The sequence below is a fragment of the Ensifer sp. SL37 genome, assembly GCF_026672675.1.
In the GTDB taxonomy this organism is placed as follows: Bacteria; Pseudomonadota; Alphaproteobacteria; order Rhizobiales; family Rhizobiaceae; genus Ensifer; species Ensifer adhaerens.
Map to the genome: position 1 here is coordinate 2,300,167 of NZ_JAPPRN010000006.1, position 18,754 is coordinate 2,318,920.

Sequence of the window (18,754 nt, forward strand, 5' to 3'; positions counted from 1 at the left end):
AGGGAGAACGACAATGCTTCTGAAGAAATTGATGGCTGCCGCACTCGTCAGCGGTTTCGTGCTTGCCGCAAACGCCGCCTCTGCCCAGACGGTCGGTCCGTCCGGCGAGAGCGCGACGCCGAGCGCCGATGTCGCCCTGACCGATGCCGATATCGGCGCGCTCAAGGGCAAGGGCTACAAGGCGGCGCTGCTGTGGCATACCTCGTCCGACTTCACCAACGCCGTTTCGGCCGGTGCCAAGGATGAGTTTGCCCGCGCCGGCGTCGAGATCGCGGTGACGACGGATGCCGGCTTCGACGCTGCCCGCCAGCGCAGCGATATCGAAACCGCGCTTGCCGCCAAGCCGAACGTCATCCTGGCGCTGCCGCTCGATCCGGTGACCTCGGCCGAAGCATTCCGCCAGGCAGTGACCGATGGCAGCAAGCTCGTGTTCCTCTCCAACCTGCCGAGCGGCTATAAGCAGGGCACGGACTATGCCTCGATCGTTACCGACGATCTCTTCCAGATGGGCAAGCAGGCGGCGGATGCGCTGGCCAAGGCGATCGGCGGCAAGGGCAAGGTTGGCTACATCTTCCACGATGCCAGCTACTATGTGACGAACCAGCGCGACCAGGCCTTCAAGTCGACGATCGAGAAGGACTATCCGGATATCAAGATCGTTGCCGAGCAGGGCATCTCAGACCCGGCACGTGCCGAGGAGCTGGCAAGCGCCATGCTGCTGCAGAACCCTGATCTCGACGGTATCTACGTGACCTGGGCCGAGCCTGCCGACGGCGTGCTCTCTGCCCTGCGCTCGAGCGGCAATACGAAGACCAAGATCGTCACGCTCGATCTTGCCGAACCGGTCGCGCTCGACATGGTCAAGGGCGGCAACGTCACCGCGCTTGTTGCCGACAAGGCCTATGAGCTTGGACGCGCCATGGCTGCGACCGGCCTGAAGTCGCTTCTCGGACAGCAGACGCCGGCCTTTGTCGTTGCCCCGGCTTTGACCGTCACCAAGGAAAACGTCGCGGACGGCTGGAAGCAGTCGCTCAACCGCGATGCGCCGCAGTCGGTGCTCGACGCGGCCAAGTAGTCAGGTTGCCGCCGGGAGAGAGGACGCTTCCGGCGGCGTCATTCCTAAAAGGGAGGCAGATATGCACAGGGCAGTGAAACACTTCGCGTTGCTGGCAACGGTCTTTGCCGCGACATCCGGCTTTGCCGCTGACGGCAAGACCACGGGTCCGCATGGCGAGACGCCGACGCCGGCGGGCAGCCTGACGCTGACGGCGGAGCAGGAACAGCAGATCAAGGACGGCAAGTTTACCGCAGCGCTCGTCTGGCACGAGATGAGCGAATACACCAACGCGGTCAACAGCGGTGCCCAGGACGAGTTCAAGCGCCTCGGCGTAGAGGTGGTCGCACAGACCGATGCCGGCTTTGATGCAGCCCGCCAGAAGGCGGATGTCGAGACGGTGCTTGCCAAGAAGCCCTCGATCATCCTGTCGCTGCCGGTCGACCCGGCAAGCGCCGCCGTGGTTTACGATCCGGCACGCACCGCCGGTGTGAAGCTCGCCTTCGTCGACAATTCGCCGGCCGGTTACGAACACGGCAAGGACTATGTGACGATCGTCTCGGACGACCTTTTCCAGATGGGCAACAAGGCGGCCGTTGCCATGGCGGATGCGCTCGGTGGCAAGGGCAAGCTCGGCTATATCTATCATGACGCCGACTTCTACGTGACCAACCAGCGCGATGGCGCCTTCAAGTCGACGATCGAGCAGGACTATCCCGACATGAAGATCGTTGCCGAGGCCGGCATGGCCGATCCGGCCCGCAGCGAGGAAATCGCGCAAGGGATGATCACCCAGAACCCGGATCTCGACGGGATCTATGTGACCTGGGCGGAGCCGGCACTGAGCGTGCTTTCGACGCTGCGCGGCGCCGGCAACAGCCACACCAAGATCGTGACGCTCGACCTCAACGAACCGGCAGCACTCGACATGGTCAAGGGCGGCAACATCGCAGCTCTGGTCGCCGACGAAGCCTACAATATCGGTGTCACCGCAGCGCGCGCCGCGGCAGGGTCGCTGGTCGGCAAGAAGGCCGAGCCTTTCCTGGTGGTCGACTCGCTTGCCGTGACCAAGGCGTCGGTCGCCGACGGCTGGAAGAAGTCTCTGAACAAGGATGTGCCCGCGACGATCGCGGATGCGATGAAGTGATGAAATGATGCCCGCTGCATGAGTAAAACATGCAGCTTTTCTAGTGCTGCGGCGACCTTTGCGCGTCTGACCAGACCCGCGGCGCCGTAGTGCAGGGGGAGCTTTCCCCCTGCCTTCGGAGGAAGAATAATGTCCAGTGCCCATTCCAGCGCGAGCGGCCAGCCGGCGAGCCTCGTCAGTCGCCTCAACCTGCAGCAATACGTCGTCTATCTCGGCTTCCTGGCGATCTTTCTGTTCTTCGCCATCGTGCTTCGCGACAGCGGGTTTCTGACGGTTCGCAACCTGTCGAACATCATGCTGCAGACAGCACCGGTGACGATCATGGCGATCGGCCTCGTCTTCGTCATGTCGGCCGGTGAGATCGATCTGTCGATCGGCTCGACAGTTGCCGTCTCGGCACTGGCGGCGGCGGTGACGATCAACGAATACGGCCTGGTGGCTGGCGTCGTCGCCGGTATCGGCGCCGGCGTGCTGATCGGGCTCCTGAACGGCGCACTGGTCGCCTATGTCAAACTGCCGTCCTTCCTGGTGACGCTGGCGACGCTCGGGCTTTTCGCCGGCGTCTCCCGCTCGATGACGAACCTGCGCTCGATCCCGGTGACCGACAGCACCTTTACCGGCTTCTTCGGCTCCGGCTCGTTCCTCGGCGTGCCCTCGCTGATCTGGTGGACCCTCGTTGCCGTCGTCTGCGGTCATGTCATCTACCGCGAAACCCGCTTCGGCGCCCATGTGCTGGCGACCGGCGACAACAGCCGGGCAGCGAGCGTCTCCGGCATCAGCGTGCCGCGCATTCGGCTGGCCGTTCTGATGATCAGCGGCGGTCTCGCCGGCCTTGCGGGCCTGCTTTACGCCGGTCGCCTGCAGGCGGCGAAGTATACGCTTGGCGAGACCGACCTGATGACGGTGATCGCCGCCGTCATCGTCGGCGGCACGCTGCTCAACGGCGGCAAGGGCACGATCATCGGCGCGCTCGTCGGCTCGCTGATGATGGGCATGCTCAACAATGGCCTGATCCTGATGGGCCTTTCCGTATCCGACCAGATGATCGTTCGCGGTCTCATCATCCTCGCTGCGGTCGCCGTGTCGCTGCGCGAAAAGTCCCGCTGAAGGAGGATTTCATGTTTCTCGACGTTCTGCGCCGCCGCAACCCGGCATTCATCGAAGCGGCCATGAGCCTGCACCAGCAGGGCAAGCTCCCGGCCAACGCCTATGTGCTCGATCTCGACACGGTCGAGGCCAATGCGGCGATTATGAGCAACGAGGCCCGTCGCCTCGGCCTGAAGACCTTTGCGATGACCAAGCAGGTGGGCCGCTCCAGTTCCTTCTGCGAAGCGGTCAAGCGTGGTGGCATTGACCGTTCGGTTGCCGTCGACATGGCCTGTGCCCGCGCCACCCACAAGGCGGGCCTGAAGGTCGGCCATCTCGGCCACCTGCAGCAGGTCGCGCGCCACGAGGCGGCTGCCGCAGCGAAAACCTTCCGGCCGGACTATTGGACGGTCTTCAACGGCGAAAAGGCTGCAGAAGCGGCGGCTGGCGCACATGCAGCCGGCTATCGGCAGGATCTGCTCGCCCGTATCCGGGCGGAAGGTGATACCTTCTACCGCGGCCATGAAGGCGGGTTCGATGCCAGCGACGTTGCCGCGGTGGCGGACCGTCTCGATGCGCTCGACGGTGGCCGCTTTGCCGGCATCACCACCTTTCCGGCGCTGCTCTTCGACCATGAAAGCCGCAAGGTGAAGCCGACACACAATCTCGCGACACTCTCGAAAGCTGCCGAGGCGCTGGCCAAGGCCGGCCGCAACGGGATCGAGGTGAATGCGCCGGGTACGACCTCCAGCGTCATGCTCCCGGCTCTTGCCGAAGCGGGCGCGACGCAGTGCGAGCCGGGCAACGGTCTGCACGGCACCACCGCACTGCACGTGATGGAAGATCTGCCGGAACTGCCGGCGGTACTCTACCTCACCGAAGTTTCCCATCTCTCGGGCGGCAAGGCCTATTGCTTCGGCGGCGGCTTCTACATCGACCCGATCTTCCCGGATTACGACGTCAAGGCGATCGTATCGAGTGAGCCGACGACGGCTTCATCGGCGCTTCGAAGCGTCGAGGTGCCGCCGCCCTCGGCGATCGACTATTACGCGATGATCGACGCCAGCGGTGCGGCGGCCCCGAAGCCTGGCGATACGGCGGTGTTCGGCTTCCGCGGGCAGGCCTTCGTCACGCGGGCCTATGTCGTCGGCGTGTCGGGCATCTCCAAGGGCGCGCCGAAGGTGGAAACGATCGAAAACGGTTTCGGCGAAACCGCGGCCTGGCCGGTTTGAGGGGTGACGTCATGAACGTGAACACGAATTCTGCACGCGAGCCGGTCCTCAAGCTGAAGGACATCCGCAAGACCTTTGGCGGCGTCACCGCGATCGAGAACTTCTCGCTGGACGTCCGTCCGGGCGAGATCGTGGCGCTCGTCGGCGACAACGGCGCCGGCAAGTCGACGCTGATCAAGATCATTTCCGGCGTTTACACGCCGACCTCGGGAACGATCACCATCGAAAACCAGACGGTGGCGATGTCGAACGCCACGATGGCGCGCGCCCATGGCATCGAGGTCGTCTATCAAGACCTGGCACTTGCCGACCAGCAGACGGTCTATATGAACATGTTTCTCGGCCGCGAGCCGGTAAACCGTTTCGGCCTGCTCGACCGTCGCCGGATGATTTCCGAGACGGAAACGCTAGTGAGGGAACTGGATGTCCGCATCCCCTCGGCCCATGCGACGATCCGCGACCTCTCGGGCGGCCAGCGCCAGGGCGTCGCGATTGCCCGCGCCACCCATTGGGCGAGCAAGCTGATCCTGCTCGATGAGCCGACGGCAGCACTCGGCGTTGCCGAAACCGCCAAGGTCGAGGAGATCGTCGAATCGCTGAAAAGCCGCAACATCGGCGTACTGATCATCAGCCATAGCCTCGATCAGGTGTTCAAGCTCGCAGACCGCATCTGCGTTCTGCGCCGCGGCAAGCAGATCGGCATCCGTGAGACGGCCAAGACCGACAAAAACGAGATCATCGCGATGATCACCGGGCTTCAGCAACACTGAGGCGGATGTGTCCAGCGGTGCCGCCATTGGGGCGGCGCCGGTTGGCAATCATGGTGCGGCGCCGAAGAAGGTGAGGCGGGTGAAGAGCACGTAGTGCGATTCCGAGACCATCAGCGCCACGAAGACCAGCACCAGCAGCGGCGGCAGCAGGATCGCGTAGATCAGCGCCAGCCGTTCCCAGGCCATGTGCATGAAGATCGCGACGATCAGCCCTGCCTTCAGTACCATGAAGATCAGGATCAGCGACCACCGGAGATAACCCTGCAGCCCGACATAGTCGACGAGGTAGGAGAAGGTGCTGAGCACGAAGAGCAGCAGCCAGACGACCAGATAAAGACCGATCGGGTGTTGCTGGTGCGTTTGTGCGTGGCCTTCTACTTTTGCTGCCGGTACCGCGTGGGTGTGAACAGTCGTTTCCGTCATGGCCATGCCTCACCACAGATAGAAGAATGCGAAAATGAAGACCCAGACGAGGTCGACGAAGTGCCAGTAGAGGCCGGTGATCTCGACGATCTCGTATTGTCCTCTTCGGCTCGTGAAAAAGCCACGCCGTTCAGTGTCGAAATCGCCGCGCCAGACTTTTCGCGCGATGATCAGCAGGAAGATGACGCCGATCGTGACGTGGGTGCCGTGGAAGCCGGTGATCATGAAGAAGGTCGAGCCGAATTGGGCAGCACCCCAAGGGTTGCCCCAGGGACGCACGCCCTCGGTGATCAGCTTCGTCCATTCGAACGCTTGCATGCCGACAAAGGTGGCGCCGAAAAGGGCGGTCAGCAGCATCAGCAGAGCGGTCTTCTTGCGATCGCGCCGGTAACCGAAATTGACGGCCATGGCCATGGTGCCGCTCGAGGTGATCAGCACGAAGGTCATGATGGCGATCAGGATCAGCGGCACGTCCGAGCCGCCGATGTGCAGGGCGAAGACCTCGCTCGGATTGGGCCAGGGAACGGCGGTCGACATGCGCGCCGACATGTAGGCGATGAGGAAACAGCCGAAGACGAAGGTGTCGCTCAAGAGGAAGATCCACATCATCGCCTTGCCCCAGGAGACGTTCTTGAACGTCCGCTGGTCGGAGGCCCAGTCGGCGGCAAAGCCGGCAAGTCCCGCGGGGCGATGGAGCGGTTCTCGGACAGGCGAATGTGTCTCGGCGGACATGCCTTGCCTCCTTCAAGTCAAGAGGGACCGGCAGAGCTCGACGAAGTCGTTGGCCCAGCCGGAAAAGAGCGCGTAAAGCACCAGCCATACGGCCAGCATGAAATGCCAGTAGGTGGCGCAGAGCGTGATCGACAGCACGGCCCTTTCGCCCATCGGGCCGGTGCGCGTCTTGACGATGACCCGGGTAAGCGCGAACAGGCCGCCGAGGATGTGCAGGCCATGCATGCCCGAGATCATGTAGAAGAAGCTGTTGGCCGGATTGTCGGCGAGCAGGAAGCCAGCGTCGGTCAACTCCCGCCAGGCAAAGACCTGGCCGGCGAGGAAGGCGAGACCGGCGGCAAGGGCTGCGATCATCGCCGTGCGGCTCGCCTCGTCACGATGCTGTTCGGCAGTGACGCGGGCCGCATGCAGAAGCAGGCTGCCAAGCGCAAGGATGGCGGTGTTCAGCCAGAGGATCTTCGGCATCGGCGTCGACCACCAGTCGGTGGAGGCCATGCGCATGAAGTAGGCGCTGATGAAGAGAGAGAAGAGCGCGGCGACGACAGCAAGGAAGACGCCAAGGCCGATTTTTGCAGGCGGGATCGAAGGCCTACCGCGCGGACGGGGGTCGTGGGCGTGGCCGACCTCCAGCCAGGGTTTCGAGAACAGCCGCTGCCGGCTGAGCCACCAGGCGGCGATCGCGAAGATCACCGCCAGGAAGACGAGGGTGACGTTCATGAGGCCCCCTCCGGCGCGTGGCCTACGGAACCCGGCTCAGTCTGCGGAATGAAATCTTCCGCTGCACCCGGCACGCTGTAGTCATAGGGCCAGCGGTAGACGACCGGCAGGTCCTTGCCCCAATTGCCATGCCGCGGTGGCGTTTCCGGCGTCTGCCATTCGAGCGTCGTTGCCCGCCAGGGGTTGCCGCCGGCCTCGCGGCCGTGGCGGATGCTCCAGATGAGATTGAAGAGGAAGACGATCTGGGCGGCGCCGACGATCAGCGCCATGATGGTGATGAACTCGTTGAGCGTATGGGCGGATGCCGGCACGAAGGCGGTCTCGCCCATCTCATAGTAGCGGCGCGGCATGCCGATCAGCCCGAGATAGTGCATCGGGAAGAAGATCAGATAGGCGCCGACGAAGGTGACCCAGAAGTGGATCTGCCCCATCGCCTGGTTGAGCATGCGGCCGGTGATCTTCGGATACCAGTGATAGATCGCCCCGAAAATCACCATGATTGGCGCAACGCCCATGACCATGTGGAAATGGGCCACGACGAACATCGTGTCGGAGAGCGGCACATCGACGACGACATTGCCGAGGAACAGACCGGTCAGCCCGCCATTGACGAAGGTGACGATGAAGGCGAGCGCGAACAGCATCGGCAGCGTCAGGTGGATGTCGCCGCGCCAGAGCGTCAGCACCCAGTTGTAGACCTTGATCGCCGTCGGCACGGCAATGATCAGGGTGGTGGTGGCGAAGAAGAAGCCGAAATAGGGGTTCATGCCGCTGACATACATGTGGTGCGCCCAGACGATGAAGGAGAGCGCGCCGATGATGACGATCGCCCAGACCATCATGCGGTAGCCGAAGATGTTCTTGCGGGCGTGGGTGCTGATGAGATCGGAGACGATGCCGAAGGCGGGCAGGGCGACGATGTAGACCTCCGGATGGCCGAAGAACCAGAAGAGGTGCTGGAACATGATCGGGCTGCCGCCGCTATGCTGCAGCTGCTCGCCCATCTCGACGATCGCCGGCATGAAGAAGCTGGTGCCGAGCACCCGGTCGAACAGCATCATGACGCAGGCGACGAAGAGGGCGGGGAAGGCGAGAAGCGCCATCACCGTCGCCGTGAAGATGCCCCAGACGGTGAGCGGCATGCGCATCAAGGTCATGCCGCGCGTGCGCCCCTGCAACACGGTGACGACATAGTTGAGGCCACCCATGGTAAAGCCGATGACGAAGAGGATGAGGGAGGAGAGCATCAAGATGATGCCCCAGTCCTTGCCGCCGGGCGTGCCGGAAAGTACTGCCTGTGGCGGATAGAGCGTCCAGCCGGCGCCGGTCGGCCCGCCCGGTGCAAAGAAGCTCGCGACGAGCACGAGGACGGCCAGCAGATACAGCCAGTAGCTCAGCATGTTGGCATAGGGGAAGACCATGTCGCGCGCGCCGAGCATCAGCGGGATCAGGTAGTTGCCGAAGCCGCCGAGGAAGAGCGCAGTCAACAGATAGATCACCATGATCATGCCGTGCATGGTGATGAACTGGTAGTAGCGTTCCGCATCGATGAAGGCGAAGGCGCCGGGAAAGCCGAGCTGCAGACGCATCAGCCAGGAGAGCACGAGGGCGACCATGCCGATGGCGATCGCGGTCGAGGCATATTGCACGGCGATGATCTTCGCATCCTGGCTGAAGACATAACGCGTCCACCAGCTATGGGGATGATAGAGCTCCACGTCCTCCACTTCCGCGGGGCCAATCTGTTCGCCCGTGCCTGACCGGATATCGACCATCTGCGAGAACCTCCCAACACCGGATCATCTCGATCCAACGCCTTGAACCTGCAATTCCGCACGTCCAACAATGGAATTGCGTCTCCTCACGAGCGGGATGCGGGCGGATATCGCGAGCACTTTTCCTCATCCCGCTTTGGCCGTCGGGGCGCCTGTTATTGCGCCGGGGCGGCATTCACTGCCTGCGCCGTTTCTTTCGTTCCTGCCTTTGCCTGCAATTGCGAGAATGTCGTCTGTTGCGAGAGCCAGGCTTGATAATCGGCGGCACTGTCGACGACGACGGTGCCGCGCATCTGTGGGTGACCGGTGCCGCAGAGTTCGGCGCACAGCACCTCGAACGTGCCGGTGCGCGTCGGCGTCAGCCAGAAATAGGTGACCATGCCCGGCACCATGTCCATCTTGGCGCGGAACTCCGGCACGTAGAAATCATGCAGCACGTCAACCGATCGCAGCAGGATCTTGACCGGCTTGCCGACCTCCAAATGCAGCTCGCCGCCTTCGATGACGACGTCGTCGAGGGCGGCCGCATCGTTGCGGTTGAGGCCGAGCGAATTTTCCGGGGTGATGTCGCGGGTCTCCGACGTACCGAGCTTGCCGTCGGCGCCGGGCAGCCGGAAGCTCCACAACCATTGCTGGCCGACGACTTCTACCTCCGCCGCACCGTCCGGCACGGTCACGAACTGGTGCCAGACGAAAAGACCGGGGGTGAGCATGGCGGCGACGCCGAGCGTGGTGCCGCCGGCAAGCCACCCTTCGAGCTTCCTGTTTTCCGGTTCATAGGCGGCCCGGTTTCCCGGGCGATGCCGAAAACGCAGGACGCAATAGGCCATGAAAAGCACGACGGCGACGAAGACGACGCCGGTAATCCAGAAGGTGATGATGAGCGTATTGTCTATGTAATTCCAGTTGGACGCGATCGGCGTCCACCACCATGGGCTCAACAGATGGAACAACACCGAACCGACGGCCACCAAAACCAGAACAACTACCACGGCCATTTCTGTCCCTCCTCGCCGCTGCCGGCTGTGGGCATGAATACGCAATCCGTAGAGCCTTCTGCATGTTTCCGTTAATCGTCGCCGATCAAACGGCAAAACATGCAGGAATTCAAAGTTCTACAGCGACCTTTGCGCGTCTGGTCAGACACGCGGTGCTGTAGCTGCAATTATTACACGAACCTCGAACAGTCGCAATTCGCCGCCTCCGTGCGAGCAGCGGTTGCGTTTAGTCTCCGCAGGTTACTGCGAATACTGCTTGAGATAGGCGATGAGGTTGGAGATATCCGTATCATCTTTCAAACCGGCAAAGGCCATTTTCGTGCCTTTCACCTTGGTCCTTGGATTGTGCAGATAGTCGCGCAGATGCGCCTCATCCCAGACGAGTCCACCCTTGCCGGCGTCGATCATCGCCGGTGAGTAGCTGAAGTCGGCATGAGTGCCTGCCGTTCGTCCGAACAGATGGTTGAGCGATGGCCCAACCTTGTTGGTGTCGCTGTCGGCCACATGACAGACGGCGCATTTCTTGAAGACGGTGGCTCCGGCGGCCGCATCGCCCTCTTGCGAAAGGGCAGCGAACGGACAGAGCATCGTTGTCGAAAAGGCAAGGGCAACAACAAGAATTCGCATGACACTTCCTCAATATCGCCGGGCGCAGGCAAGGAAGGCTATCGTCAATCTGTCGTTTTGGCGGTGCTTTCTTCTCTTAAGTTGGCGCCACGGCGGTTGATACTTGCGACACGACGACGGTACGCCTCGCTTTGTGGAAGTCAACCGGCGCAGCCGGCCGGCTTGCCGGATGCGCCTAAATTTTCGCCATGTCGCTGCCGTCGCTCAGACGCGATTGCCGTCGGCGTTGAAGAAGTGCAGCCGCTCGACCGGCAGGCGTACGGGCAGCGAGCCGGAAACGTTGAGGAACCGGCGGTCGTTGGTAAACGCCTTGAAGCCGGCACGGCCGAAGGAGAGGTGCAGGATGATGCCGAAGCCCGTCGGTTCGACCAGGTCGACATTGGCTTTCAGCGCATCCGGGCCTTCGACGCCGATCTCGACATGCTCCGGCCGGATGCCGAGCGTCGCCCTGGCGCCGTCCGTCAAGGCAGGATGCGGCTGGGCCGGAACGATGATGCCGCCTTCGGTTTCGAAGCGCGGGGCGGTACCGTTGCGATAGGTTCCCTCGAAGAAGTTCATCCCTGGCGACCCAATGAAGCCGGCCACGAAGAGATTGGCCGGGCGGTCATAGAGATCAAGAGGGCTTCCGACCTGCTGGACGAAGCCGCCGTTCATGGCGACGATGCGATCGGCGAGCGTCATAGCCTCGATCTGGTCGTGGGTGACGTAGATCGAGGTGGCGCCCAAGTCCTTGTGCAGCTTCTTGATCTCGGCGCGCATCTGCTCGCGGAGGCGCGCGTCGAGGTTGGAGAGCGGCTTATCGAAGAGAAACGCCTTGGGTTCGCGCACGATGGCCCGGCCCATGGCGACGCGCTGGCGCTGTCCGCCCGAAAGTGCACGGGGGCGGCGTTCGAGCAGCGGGTCGAGACCGAGCTTTGCGGCAGCGCCCGAGACGACGCTTGCGATCTTTTCCTTGGCGACCTTCCTCAGCCTCAGGCTGTAGCTCATGTTCTTGGCGACCGACATGTGCGGATAGAGCGCGTAGGACTGAAACACCATGGCGATGTCGCGGTCCTTCGGGGCCAGTTCGTTGACGCGTTTTCCGGCGATGCGGATTTCGCCCGAGGTCACGCTTTCGAGCCCGGCGATCATGCGCAGTAGCGTGGACTTGCCGCAGCCTGACGGGCCGACGAGCACGACGAATTCGCCGTCGCCGATCTTCAGGTCGACATCGTGCAGGACCGGGTGGATGCCGTAGGATTTCTGGATATTGGCGATATCGATGGAAGCCATGAGAACAATCCTCAGCCTTTGACCGCGCCGGCCGTGAGGCCCTGGACGAGATAGCGTTGAATGAGCAGGAAGAAGAGGCAGGCGGGGATGAGCGCGAGCACGCCGGCGGCCATCATCTGCCCGAAGTCGACGGAGAACTTCGACACGAAGGACAGAAGCCCGACGGGGAACGTCGCCTGATCGTTGCCGGAGATCAGCATCAGCGAGAACAGTAGCTCGCTCCAAGCTGCGGTGAAGACGAAGCCGAGCGTTGCGGCAATGCCGGGCAGCGTCAGCGGCAGGATGATCTGGCGGAAGGCGACGAATTGGGTGGCGCCGTCGATCATCGCGGCCTCCTCCAGATCCTTCGGGATGCCGTCGAAGAACGACTGCATCAGGAAGGTGGCAAACGGTACGTTGAAGGCGGTGTAGACGATGACAAGGCCGGTGAGGCTGTTGGTCAGCCCGAGCGGCGAGAGGATCTTGAAGATGGGCGCCACCAGCATGACCAGCGGGAACATCTGCGTCAGGAGCATCAGCGCCACCAGCCAGTATTTGCCGCGGAAATTGAAGCGCGACAGGGCGTAGCCCGAGAGCGAGGCGAGGATGGTGACGATGACGGCGGTGGAACCCGAGACGATCAGGCTGTTCTTGAAGAACACCGGAAAGGCGCTGTGGCGGAGCACGAAATCGAAGTGCTCAAGGCTGGCGCGCGACGGCCACATTCGAATGCCTTCGGAGTAGAGCAGATCGTTGGGCGTGACGGCGACCTTCAGCAGCCAGTAGAGCGGGAAGAGCGCAAACGCGATGTAGGCAAGGATTGCCAGCCGGTGCGCGATCATGAGGAAAAGAGGTTTGGCGCGCATCGGTTCAATCCTTGCTCAGGAGCCATTGCCGCAGGATGACGATCAGCATCGAATAGGCGAGCAGCAGCGCCAGGAGCACGAGCGCGATCGCCGAGGCGTAACCGAAATCCAGCCGCTTGAAGGCCTGGGTGAAGATGTAGCTGGCGACGATCTGGGTGCGGTCGGCCGGTCCGCCATTGGTCATGACGATGATGAGATCGGCGAAGTTGGAGATCCAGACGGTGCGCAAGAGGATGGTGATGGCGATCGTCGGCGCAAGGAAGGGGAGGGTGATCGACAGGAAACGTTGCACTGGGCCGGCGCCGTCAATGCTGGCGGCCTCGTAGAGGTCGCGGGGGATCGCCTGAAGGGCTGCTAGCAGCGTGATGGCGAAGAAGGGTATGCCCCACCAGACATTGGCGATGATCGGTCCCCACATGGCAAGCTGCGGGTCGGACAGGATGTTGTTCGGTTCGCTCATGATGCCGAGGCCGAAGAGCCAGTGCGGCAGGGGGCCGACGACCGGATTGAACAGCCAGGCCCAGTTAAGGCCGGCGAGGAAACTCGGCACCGCCCACGGGAGGAAGACGAGCGCCTGGGCGAGGCCGCGGCCGTAGAAGGGCTTGTCGAGCAGCAATGCGAGGATCAGACCGAAAACGAACTGGAAGAAGACCGAGGCACCGGTCCACCAGAGCGTATTGCGCAACGCCCGATAGAAGGCCTGGTCCTCGGACAGCGCCCGGAAATGATCAAGACCGATATAGGCGCCGGAGAACGGGTTCAGGAGCTGGATATCGCGGAAGGCGTAGGAGACGCCGAGCACCAGCGGCACCAGCATCACGGTGACGATCAGGATCAGCGCCGGCGCGCTATAGAGATAGGGTGCGGCGCCATCGGCGATGCGCTTCTTCAGCGGCGTCCTGCTTGCCGGCAGGCCGCTTTGGCGGGCGACATAGGCCATCGATCGAAATTTCCCCTGTGCGGCCGCCGGTTTTTCGGGCGTGCCTCGATTCTAGGTCGGAGCGGGAAGGGCGGAGACCGCGCGCACTTCATTCCGCTCAAAGAGTTATGAGGGCCGGCGGCGGCGAACCGCCGCCGGCCAAAAGCTTACTTCTTGCTGGCGAGGAACTTCTGCTGTGCCTTGGTGAGGTAGTCGGCCCACTGGTCGGCGAGTTGCTGCGGCGTGATATCGCCGAGCAAGGCTTCCTGGGTCGTCTTGATGGCGAGCGAATCCTTGAAGAAGGCGAATTCCTCGAGGTAGGTCGGCATCACAGTCAGGACGACGTCCTTGTCGGCAAGTTCGTCGAACCAGCCCTTGAACTGCGCGCTGGCATAGAAGGGATCCTTCTCGGCCGACTTGTGTACCGGAAGCGCCCCGGTGCGCTTGTTCCACTCGATGTTGCCTTCCGGCCCTTCGAGCGTCTCGATCAGCTTCCAGGAGAGGTCCTTGTTCTGGCTTGCCGACAGCATCGACCAGCCGGCAAAGCCGATGGTTGTGAAAGCCTTGCCGCTCGGGCCCTTCGGCATGGTGGTGACGCCGAAGTCTTCCGATTTCATGCGCTCGGCAATTGCGATCAGAGCATCCGGGTCCTGGTCGAGGAAGGCGCAGGTGCCACTGTAGAAACCGGCGACGATTTCGTTGAAGCCCCAGTTGACGCTGTCCTTCGGCGCCAGCCCCTTCTTGTAGAGATCGATCACCCAGGTGAGGCCCTTGACCCAGCCTTCGCTGTTCATGGTCGAGGTGCCGTCCTCATTGAAGAAGGTGTTGCTGCCGGCCATGGTGGCGCCGAACATCACCCAGCCGTTGAGGCCGCCCGGACCGCCGCGCAGGCAGTAGCCGGACTTGCCCGGAAGCTTCGAGACGGCTTCCGACGCCTTGACGAAATCGTCCATGGTCTTCGGCGGCTCGTTGACGCCGGCTTCCGACAAGAGCTTCTTGTTGTAGAACATGGCGCGCAGGTAAAAGCCGTAAGGCAGCATGTAGGCGGTGTCGTTGACGTCGCGGCCGAGTTCGAGCGCGCGTTCCGTCAGGCCGCCGGTGTGTTCCCACTTGGCGAGGTAGGGCTCAAGGCTTTCGAGCATGCCATTGTTGGCATAGAGCGACAGCCAGGTGTCGGGCATTTCCATGACGTCAGGCAGTTCGCCGGCCGAAACCATGGTCGCGAACTTCTGGAAGGCTTCGCCCCAGGGCAGCGAGATGATCTCGACCGTCGTGCCGGGGTTGGCGGCCTCGAACTTGGCGACGATCGACTTCAGCGTCTCGGTGCGCTCGGGGCTGGTAATGACCTCGACGAGCTTCAGTTTGGTGTCGGCGAGCGCGCTTCCAGCCATGAGGCTGGCGAGAAGCGTGGCAGTGATCAGTTTCTTCATTTCTGTTCCCTTTTTTCTTCGTTGGTTTTGGTTCAAAGTGGGCGGACCGGGATCCTCATCCCGCTCCAGTCAGTCAGTCGAAGCGACGGCGAGCGCCGCTTCGAGATCGCTCCAGAGGGCCTCCGTTCCCTCCAGACCGACATGGAGCCGTACCGATCGCGGCGAGATGCCGAAGGCGGCCGCGGAATTGGGCTGGGCTTTCTGCGACAGCACGACTTCGCCCGGCACGATGAGGCTTTCATGCCCGCCCCAGGACACGCCGAGCTTGAAGAGTTCGAGATGGTCCGCGAAGCGCCTGACGTCGACGCCCTCGCGGAAGATGAAGGAGAAGAGGCCGGAGGTGCCGGAAAGGCCCGGCGGCAACGTGTTGCCAAGGCCGGGGTGGCAGACGGTCTCGACCAGCGGGTGAGCCTGCAGGCGGCGCGCGACTTCAAGCGCCGAGCGCTCGTGCGACTTCATCCGGATCGGCAAGGTACGCAGACCGCGGATCAAGAGCCAGGCGTCGAAGGGAGAAAGCTTGCCGCCGAGATAGGGATAAGCTTCGGAACGGATGCGGCCGATCAGTTCCTTCGATCCGGTGACGACGCCGGCGACGACGTCCGAGTGGCCGCCGAGATATTTCGAGGCCGAATGGATGACGAGATCGACGCCGAGCGAGATCGGCTGCTGGAAGATCGGGCTCGCCCAGCTGTTGTCGATCGCGGTGATGATGCCCTGGTCCTTCGCCAGGCGGGCAAGGGAAGCGACGTCGTGGGTGTCCATTACCCAACTCGTTGGGCTTTCCATGTAGAAGAGCTTGGCGCCGGGCAGCGCCTTGGCGACCGCTTCCTCGTCGCGGCCGTCGACATAGGTCACTTCGATCTTCATGCGCTTCAGATGCGTGCCGAACAGGCGGAAGGCATCGGGATAGACATGGTTGACGGCAACGATCCGGTCGCCCGGCTCGACGAAGGAAAGCACGGTCGAGGAGATCGCCGACATGCCGCTCGCAAAACCGATCGCGTCCTCGCCGCCTTCGAGTTTCGCCAGCATCTCCTCGAACATGCGCACAGTCGGGTTGAGGCCGCGGGTATAGATCGGCCGCACGCGCTCGCCCCGGTAGGAGGCGACCATGTCGTCATAGTCCTTGAAGGTGAAGAGCGAGGTCTGCACGATCGGCGGCACGACGGCGTCGAAGGCGTGGCCTTCGTCATGCGCGACGATCAGCGAGGCGTGGTCGAACGGATCGAGGCCGTTGGTCATTTGGACATTTCCTTGATGTCTTCCTCGACGATCGCGAGGATTTTCAGCGTTTCTTCGCGCGCGGTCTCAGGGTCCTGAGCAGCGATCGCGTTGAAGAGGGTGCGGTGGAACGGGAAGGAGCGACGGGCGAAGTCCGTTCGGTCGAAAGGATGGTCCCAGAAGCGCTCGAAGGCCTCGCGCATCTGTTCCAGCAGCTGGCGAAAGAGCGGATTGTGGGTGGCGTCGTAGATCGCCAGATGAAAGGCCAGGTCTTCCGGCCCCGACGTGCCCTTGGCGATATGCACGCGCTCCATTTCGTTGAGCCTGATTTCGATGATCTTCAGGTCTTCATCGGTTCGCCGGCGGGCGGCGACCATGTTGGCTTCGACCTCGATGCCGCGGCGCACTTCGAGCGTCATCAACAGCACGTCGCGCAGGTGCGCCGCGTCGAGCGTGAGCGGCATATGGACGGTCGCGCCGGAGATCGTGCGCAAGAGATAGGTGCCGCTGCCCTTGCGCGCCTCGACGACGCCGAGTGCCTGGAAGTGGCGAATGACCTCACGGATCGTGGAGCGGCCGACGACCAGCGCCGTCATCAGCTCGCGCTCGGCCGGCAGGCGTTCGCCGGGTTTCAGGCCCGATTGTTCGATGTAGTCAGCCAACGCGGCAATCACCTGCTGAGCCCGGTCGGCCGGGGGCAGGGGCATCAGTGCCGCTCTTGCCGGTTCATTCATTCGGCTCCCTCCCCAGAGGCCAAATTGGTCTGACATCTCACCAATATGGTCAAGCCAGTTGGGGTCGTCAAGCAAGAACTGATAGACGCACAACTGTTGACCCCGCCCGCCTCAGGCGTAGACAAGGGAGGCAAGGAGCTCTGGTGATGATGAAATCGGAATATCAGTTCGTGGTCGCAGCCGTGCTCGGCGCGTTCTTCGTCATGGTGGCGGCTGCGGGGGATGCCGAGGCTCAGATGCGGACGCGGAAGGGCGAGTATTACGAGGGGATCCAGCGCAAGCCCTATGGCTATTACTGGATCTGGCCACCGGTCGAGCAGCAGCCCGTCTACAAGAAGCAACCCGGCAAGAAGGGGAGCGAGCTCGCGAAGCCGCGCAAGCGGCCGGTTCAATAGCCGCAGGGCTCGACGAAGAGCGCAAAGAGAAGCGGCGCCCTGGGGCGCCGCAACTTTGATCAGACCTTCGCGACGTGAACGTCGCGGGGGAGCGAGGAGAGAACCTCCGGCCCATCCTCCCGGAGGATAACGATATCCTCGAGCCGGATGCCGAAGCGGCCGGGGAGATAGATGCCGGGCTCGATCGAGAAGACCATGCCTTCTTCGAGCACGGTTTCCGAGGTCGCGGTGATGTAGGGCGGCTCGTGGCCGTCGATGCCCATGCCGTGGCCGGTGCGGTGGACGAAGTACTCGCCATAACCGGCGTCCGAAATCACCTTGCGGGCAGCAGCATCAACCTCCTTGGCGAGCACGCCCGGGCGAGCCGCCTTCAGTGCCGCCTGGACGGCCCTTTCGACGATCGTGTGGATCTGCCCGTAGCCTTCGGGCGCGCGGCCGACGATCGCCATGCGCGTAATGTCGCTCGGGAAGCCCTGCTTGCGGCCGCCGATGTCGATAACGACGGCATCGCCTTCCTCGATCACCCGCTCGCTGGCGGAGTGATGCGGGAAGGCGCCGTTGCCGCCAGCGCCGACGATCCAGAAGGCCGGTGCAGCACCTTCCGAGGCGAAGTGCGCGCGGATGTCGGCGGCCAGCTCCTTCTCGGTCATGCCCGGGCGGATCTTGGAGAATGCCGCCTGCATGGCGCGATCGGCGATGCCGGCGTTCATCTTCAGAAGCGCGTACTCGCTCTTGTCCTTGCGCATGCGGAGTGCGCCGAGCGTCGCCGGGGTGAATTCGCGCGCGGTATCGGCGGGCAGCGCATCGATCAGCAGCAGCGCAAAATCGGCGCGCATGGTTTCGTCGAGCACGACGCGACCGGGCTTTGCGGCGCCGACATCGGCAAGCGCTGCGGTCAGGGCGTCGCTGGGGCCAACGTCATCGGCCCAGTTGTGGAAGGCGATATCGGTGTGCTCGCGCGTGCCTTCGGCGTTGAGCGCCGGCATCAGGAACGCTTCCTTCTCCGGGCCGATGAGCAGCAGGCACGGGCGTTCGTCGGGATGCGGATGGTAGCCGATCAGCCAATCCATATGCGATCCTGGCGCCAACGCGACGAGGCCGACATTGCTTTCGGCCATCGTGCGGCGGAGTGCTGCAAAACGGCTCTTGGTGAGTTCCTTCATGGTGTTTCCAATTCTGGCTTGAGAAATCAGATGCCACAGCCGGTCATGCGGCCGTGGCCGAAGGTGAGGGGGAAAGGAGCACCGGAGATCGGCGCGTCGTCGGCTATGGGGAATGCTTGAGGCCCGCGCCTGTCTTGCGGCGGGACTTGGATCTTTGGCTCTTCAAGCGGACACCTCCCCCTCGAATGCACGAACATGAGGCCGGGAGGCTGGT

At 62.9% G+C, this 18,754-nt stretch carries 19 protein-coding genes; 6 read left to right on the plus strand and 13 right to left on the minus strand.

Annotation, left to right across the window (positions count from 1 at the left end; all coding sequences use genetic code 11):
- Positions 1 to 13 precede the first annotated feature (13 nt).
- The 5 genes from OVA00_RS23155 to OVA00_RS23175 all read left to right on the plus strand — a co-directional run bounded on the left by OVA00_RS23155 (position 14) and on the right by OVA00_RS23175 (position 5,289).
- Positions 14 to 1,075 (plus strand): substrate-binding domain-containing protein, encoded by a 1,062-nt coding sequence (locus OVA00_RS23155; protein ID WP_034798936.1) that lies wholly within the window; start codon positions 14 to 16, stop codon positions 1,073 to 1,075.
- Between the two features lie 61 nt (positions 1,076 to 1,136).
- Complete coding sequence (locus OVA00_RS23160; protein ID WP_268089671.1) at positions 1,137 to 2,201, plus strand: substrate-binding domain-containing protein; 1,065 nt, start codon at positions 1,137 to 1,139, stop codon at positions 2,199 to 2,201.
- Positions 2,202 to 2,330: 129 nt separating this feature from the next.
- Positions 2,331 to 3,308, plus strand: coding sequence for an ABC transporter permease (locus OVA00_RS23165; RefSeq protein WP_034798931.1), 978 nt, complete (start codon positions 2,331 to 2,333; stop codon positions 3,306 to 3,308).
- A gap of 11 nt (positions 3,309 to 3,319) precedes the next feature.
- Complete coding sequence (locus tag OVA00_RS23170) at positions 3,320 to 4,519, plus strand: alanine racemase (protein WP_268089672.1); 1,200 nt, start codon at positions 3,320 to 3,322, stop codon at positions 4,517 to 4,519.
- Between the two features lie 11 nt (positions 4,520 to 4,530).
- Entirely contained in the window at positions 4,531 to 5,289 is a 759-nt protein-coding gene (locus OVA00_RS23175; RefSeq protein WP_060605260.1) for an ATP-binding cassette domain-containing protein, read from the plus strand.
- Between the two features lie 48 nt (positions 5,290 to 5,337).
- On the opposite strand, the gene OVA00_RS23180 is transcribed toward OVA00_RS23175, so the two are convergent.
- The 12 genes from OVA00_RS23180 to OVA00_RS23235 form a co-directional block, all read right to left on the minus strand.
- Complete coding sequence (locus OVA00_RS23180) at positions 5,338 to 5,712, minus strand: cytochrome C oxidase subunit IV family protein (protein ID WP_268089673.1); 375 nt, start codon at positions 5,710 to 5,712, stop codon at positions 5,338 to 5,340.
- A gap of 9 nt (positions 5,713 to 5,721) precedes the next feature.
- Entirely contained in the window at positions 5,722 to 6,444 is a 723-nt protein-coding gene (locus tag OVA00_RS23185) for a heme-copper oxidase subunit III family protein (protein WP_034798919.1), read from the minus strand.
- A 12-nt stretch (positions 6,445 to 6,456) separates the two neighbouring features.
- On the minus strand, positions 6,457 to 7,161 hold the full coding sequence (locus tag OVA00_RS23190; protein ID WP_112771936.1) for a cytochrome c oxidase subunit 3: 705 nt from the start codon (positions 7,159 to 7,161) through the stop codon (positions 6,457 to 6,459).
- Positions 7,158 to 8,936 carry a cytochrome c oxidase subunit I gene (ctaD, locus tag OVA00_RS23195; RefSeq protein ID WP_268089674.1) on the minus strand — a complete coding sequence of 593 codons (1,779 nt, stop codon included), beginning with the start codon at positions 8,934 to 8,936 and terminating at the stop codon, positions 7,158 to 7,160. Before ctaD ends, OVA00_RS23190 begins: the two co-directional genes overlap by 4 nt.
- A 155-nt stretch (positions 8,937 to 9,091) precedes the next feature.
- On the minus strand, positions 9,092 to 9,934 hold the full coding sequence (locus OVA00_RS23200) for a cytochrome c oxidase subunit II (protein ID WP_034798913.1): 843 nt from the start codon (positions 9,932 to 9,934) through the stop codon (positions 9,092 to 9,094).
- A 240-nt stretch (positions 9,935 to 10,174) separates the two neighbouring features.
- Positions 10,175 to 10,561 carry a c-type cytochrome gene (locus tag OVA00_RS23205; protein ID WP_034798911.1) on the minus strand — a complete coding sequence of 129 codons (387 nt, stop codon included), beginning with the start codon at positions 10,559 to 10,561 and terminating at the stop codon, positions 10,175 to 10,177.
- Between the two features lie 204 nt (positions 10,562 to 10,765).
- Complete coding sequence (locus OVA00_RS23210; RefSeq protein ID WP_268089675.1) at positions 10,766 to 11,833, minus strand: ABC transporter ATP-binding protein; 1,068 nt, start codon at positions 11,831 to 11,833, stop codon at positions 10,766 to 10,768.
- An 11-nt stretch (positions 11,834 to 11,844) separates the two neighbouring features.
- The gene (locus OVA00_RS23215) at positions 11,845 to 12,678 is read right to left on the minus strand and encodes a carbohydrate ABC transporter permease (protein ID WP_060520333.1); all 834 of its coding nucleotides are present in this window, start codon (positions 12,676 to 12,678) and stop codon (positions 11,845 to 11,847) included.
- 4 nt (positions 12,679 to 12,682) lie between these two features.
- Positions 12,683 to 13,618 carry a carbohydrate ABC transporter permease gene (locus tag OVA00_RS23220; protein ID WP_051659467.1) on the minus strand — a complete coding sequence of 312 codons (936 nt, stop codon included), beginning with the start codon at positions 13,616 to 13,618 and terminating at the stop codon, positions 12,683 to 12,685.
- A gap of 146 nt (positions 13,619 to 13,764) precedes the next feature.
- Positions 13,765 to 15,027 (minus strand): ABC transporter substrate-binding protein, encoded by a 1,263-nt coding sequence (locus OVA00_RS23225; protein WP_034798905.1) that lies wholly within the window; start codon positions 15,025 to 15,027, stop codon positions 13,765 to 13,767.
- Positions 15,028 to 15,096: 69 nt separating this feature from the next.
- On the minus strand, positions 15,097 to 16,269 hold the full coding sequence (locus OVA00_RS23230; protein ID WP_034798903.1) for a PLP-dependent transferase: 1,173 nt from the start codon (positions 16,267 to 16,269) through the stop codon (positions 15,097 to 15,099).
- Positions 16,266 to 16,982: a FadR/GntR family transcriptional regulator gene (locus OVA00_RS23235; RefSeq protein WP_268089676.1), complete on the minus strand. Its 717-nt coding sequence runs from the start codon at positions 16,980 to 16,982 to the stop codon at positions 16,266 to 16,268. Before OVA00_RS23235 ends, OVA00_RS23230 begins: the two co-directional genes overlap by 4 nt.
- Positions 16,983 to 17,128: 146 nt before the next feature.
- Here OVA00_RS23235 and OVA00_RS23240 point away from each other — a divergent pair, with 146 nt between their 5' ends.
- A complete protein-coding gene (locus tag OVA00_RS23240) occupies positions 17,129 to 17,377 on the plus strand; it encodes a hypothetical protein (protein WP_134886329.1) in 249 nt (82 codons plus the stop codon).
- A gap of 59 nt (positions 17,378 to 17,436) precedes the next feature.
- Here the strand turns inward: OVA00_RS23240 and OVA00_RS23245 are convergent, their stop codons facing one another.
- A complete protein-coding gene (locus tag OVA00_RS23245) occupies positions 17,437 to 18,540 on the minus strand; it encodes a M24 family metallopeptidase (protein ID WP_192444552.1) in 1,104 nt (367 codons plus the stop codon).
- Positions 18,541 to 18,754 lie beyond the last annotated feature (214 nt).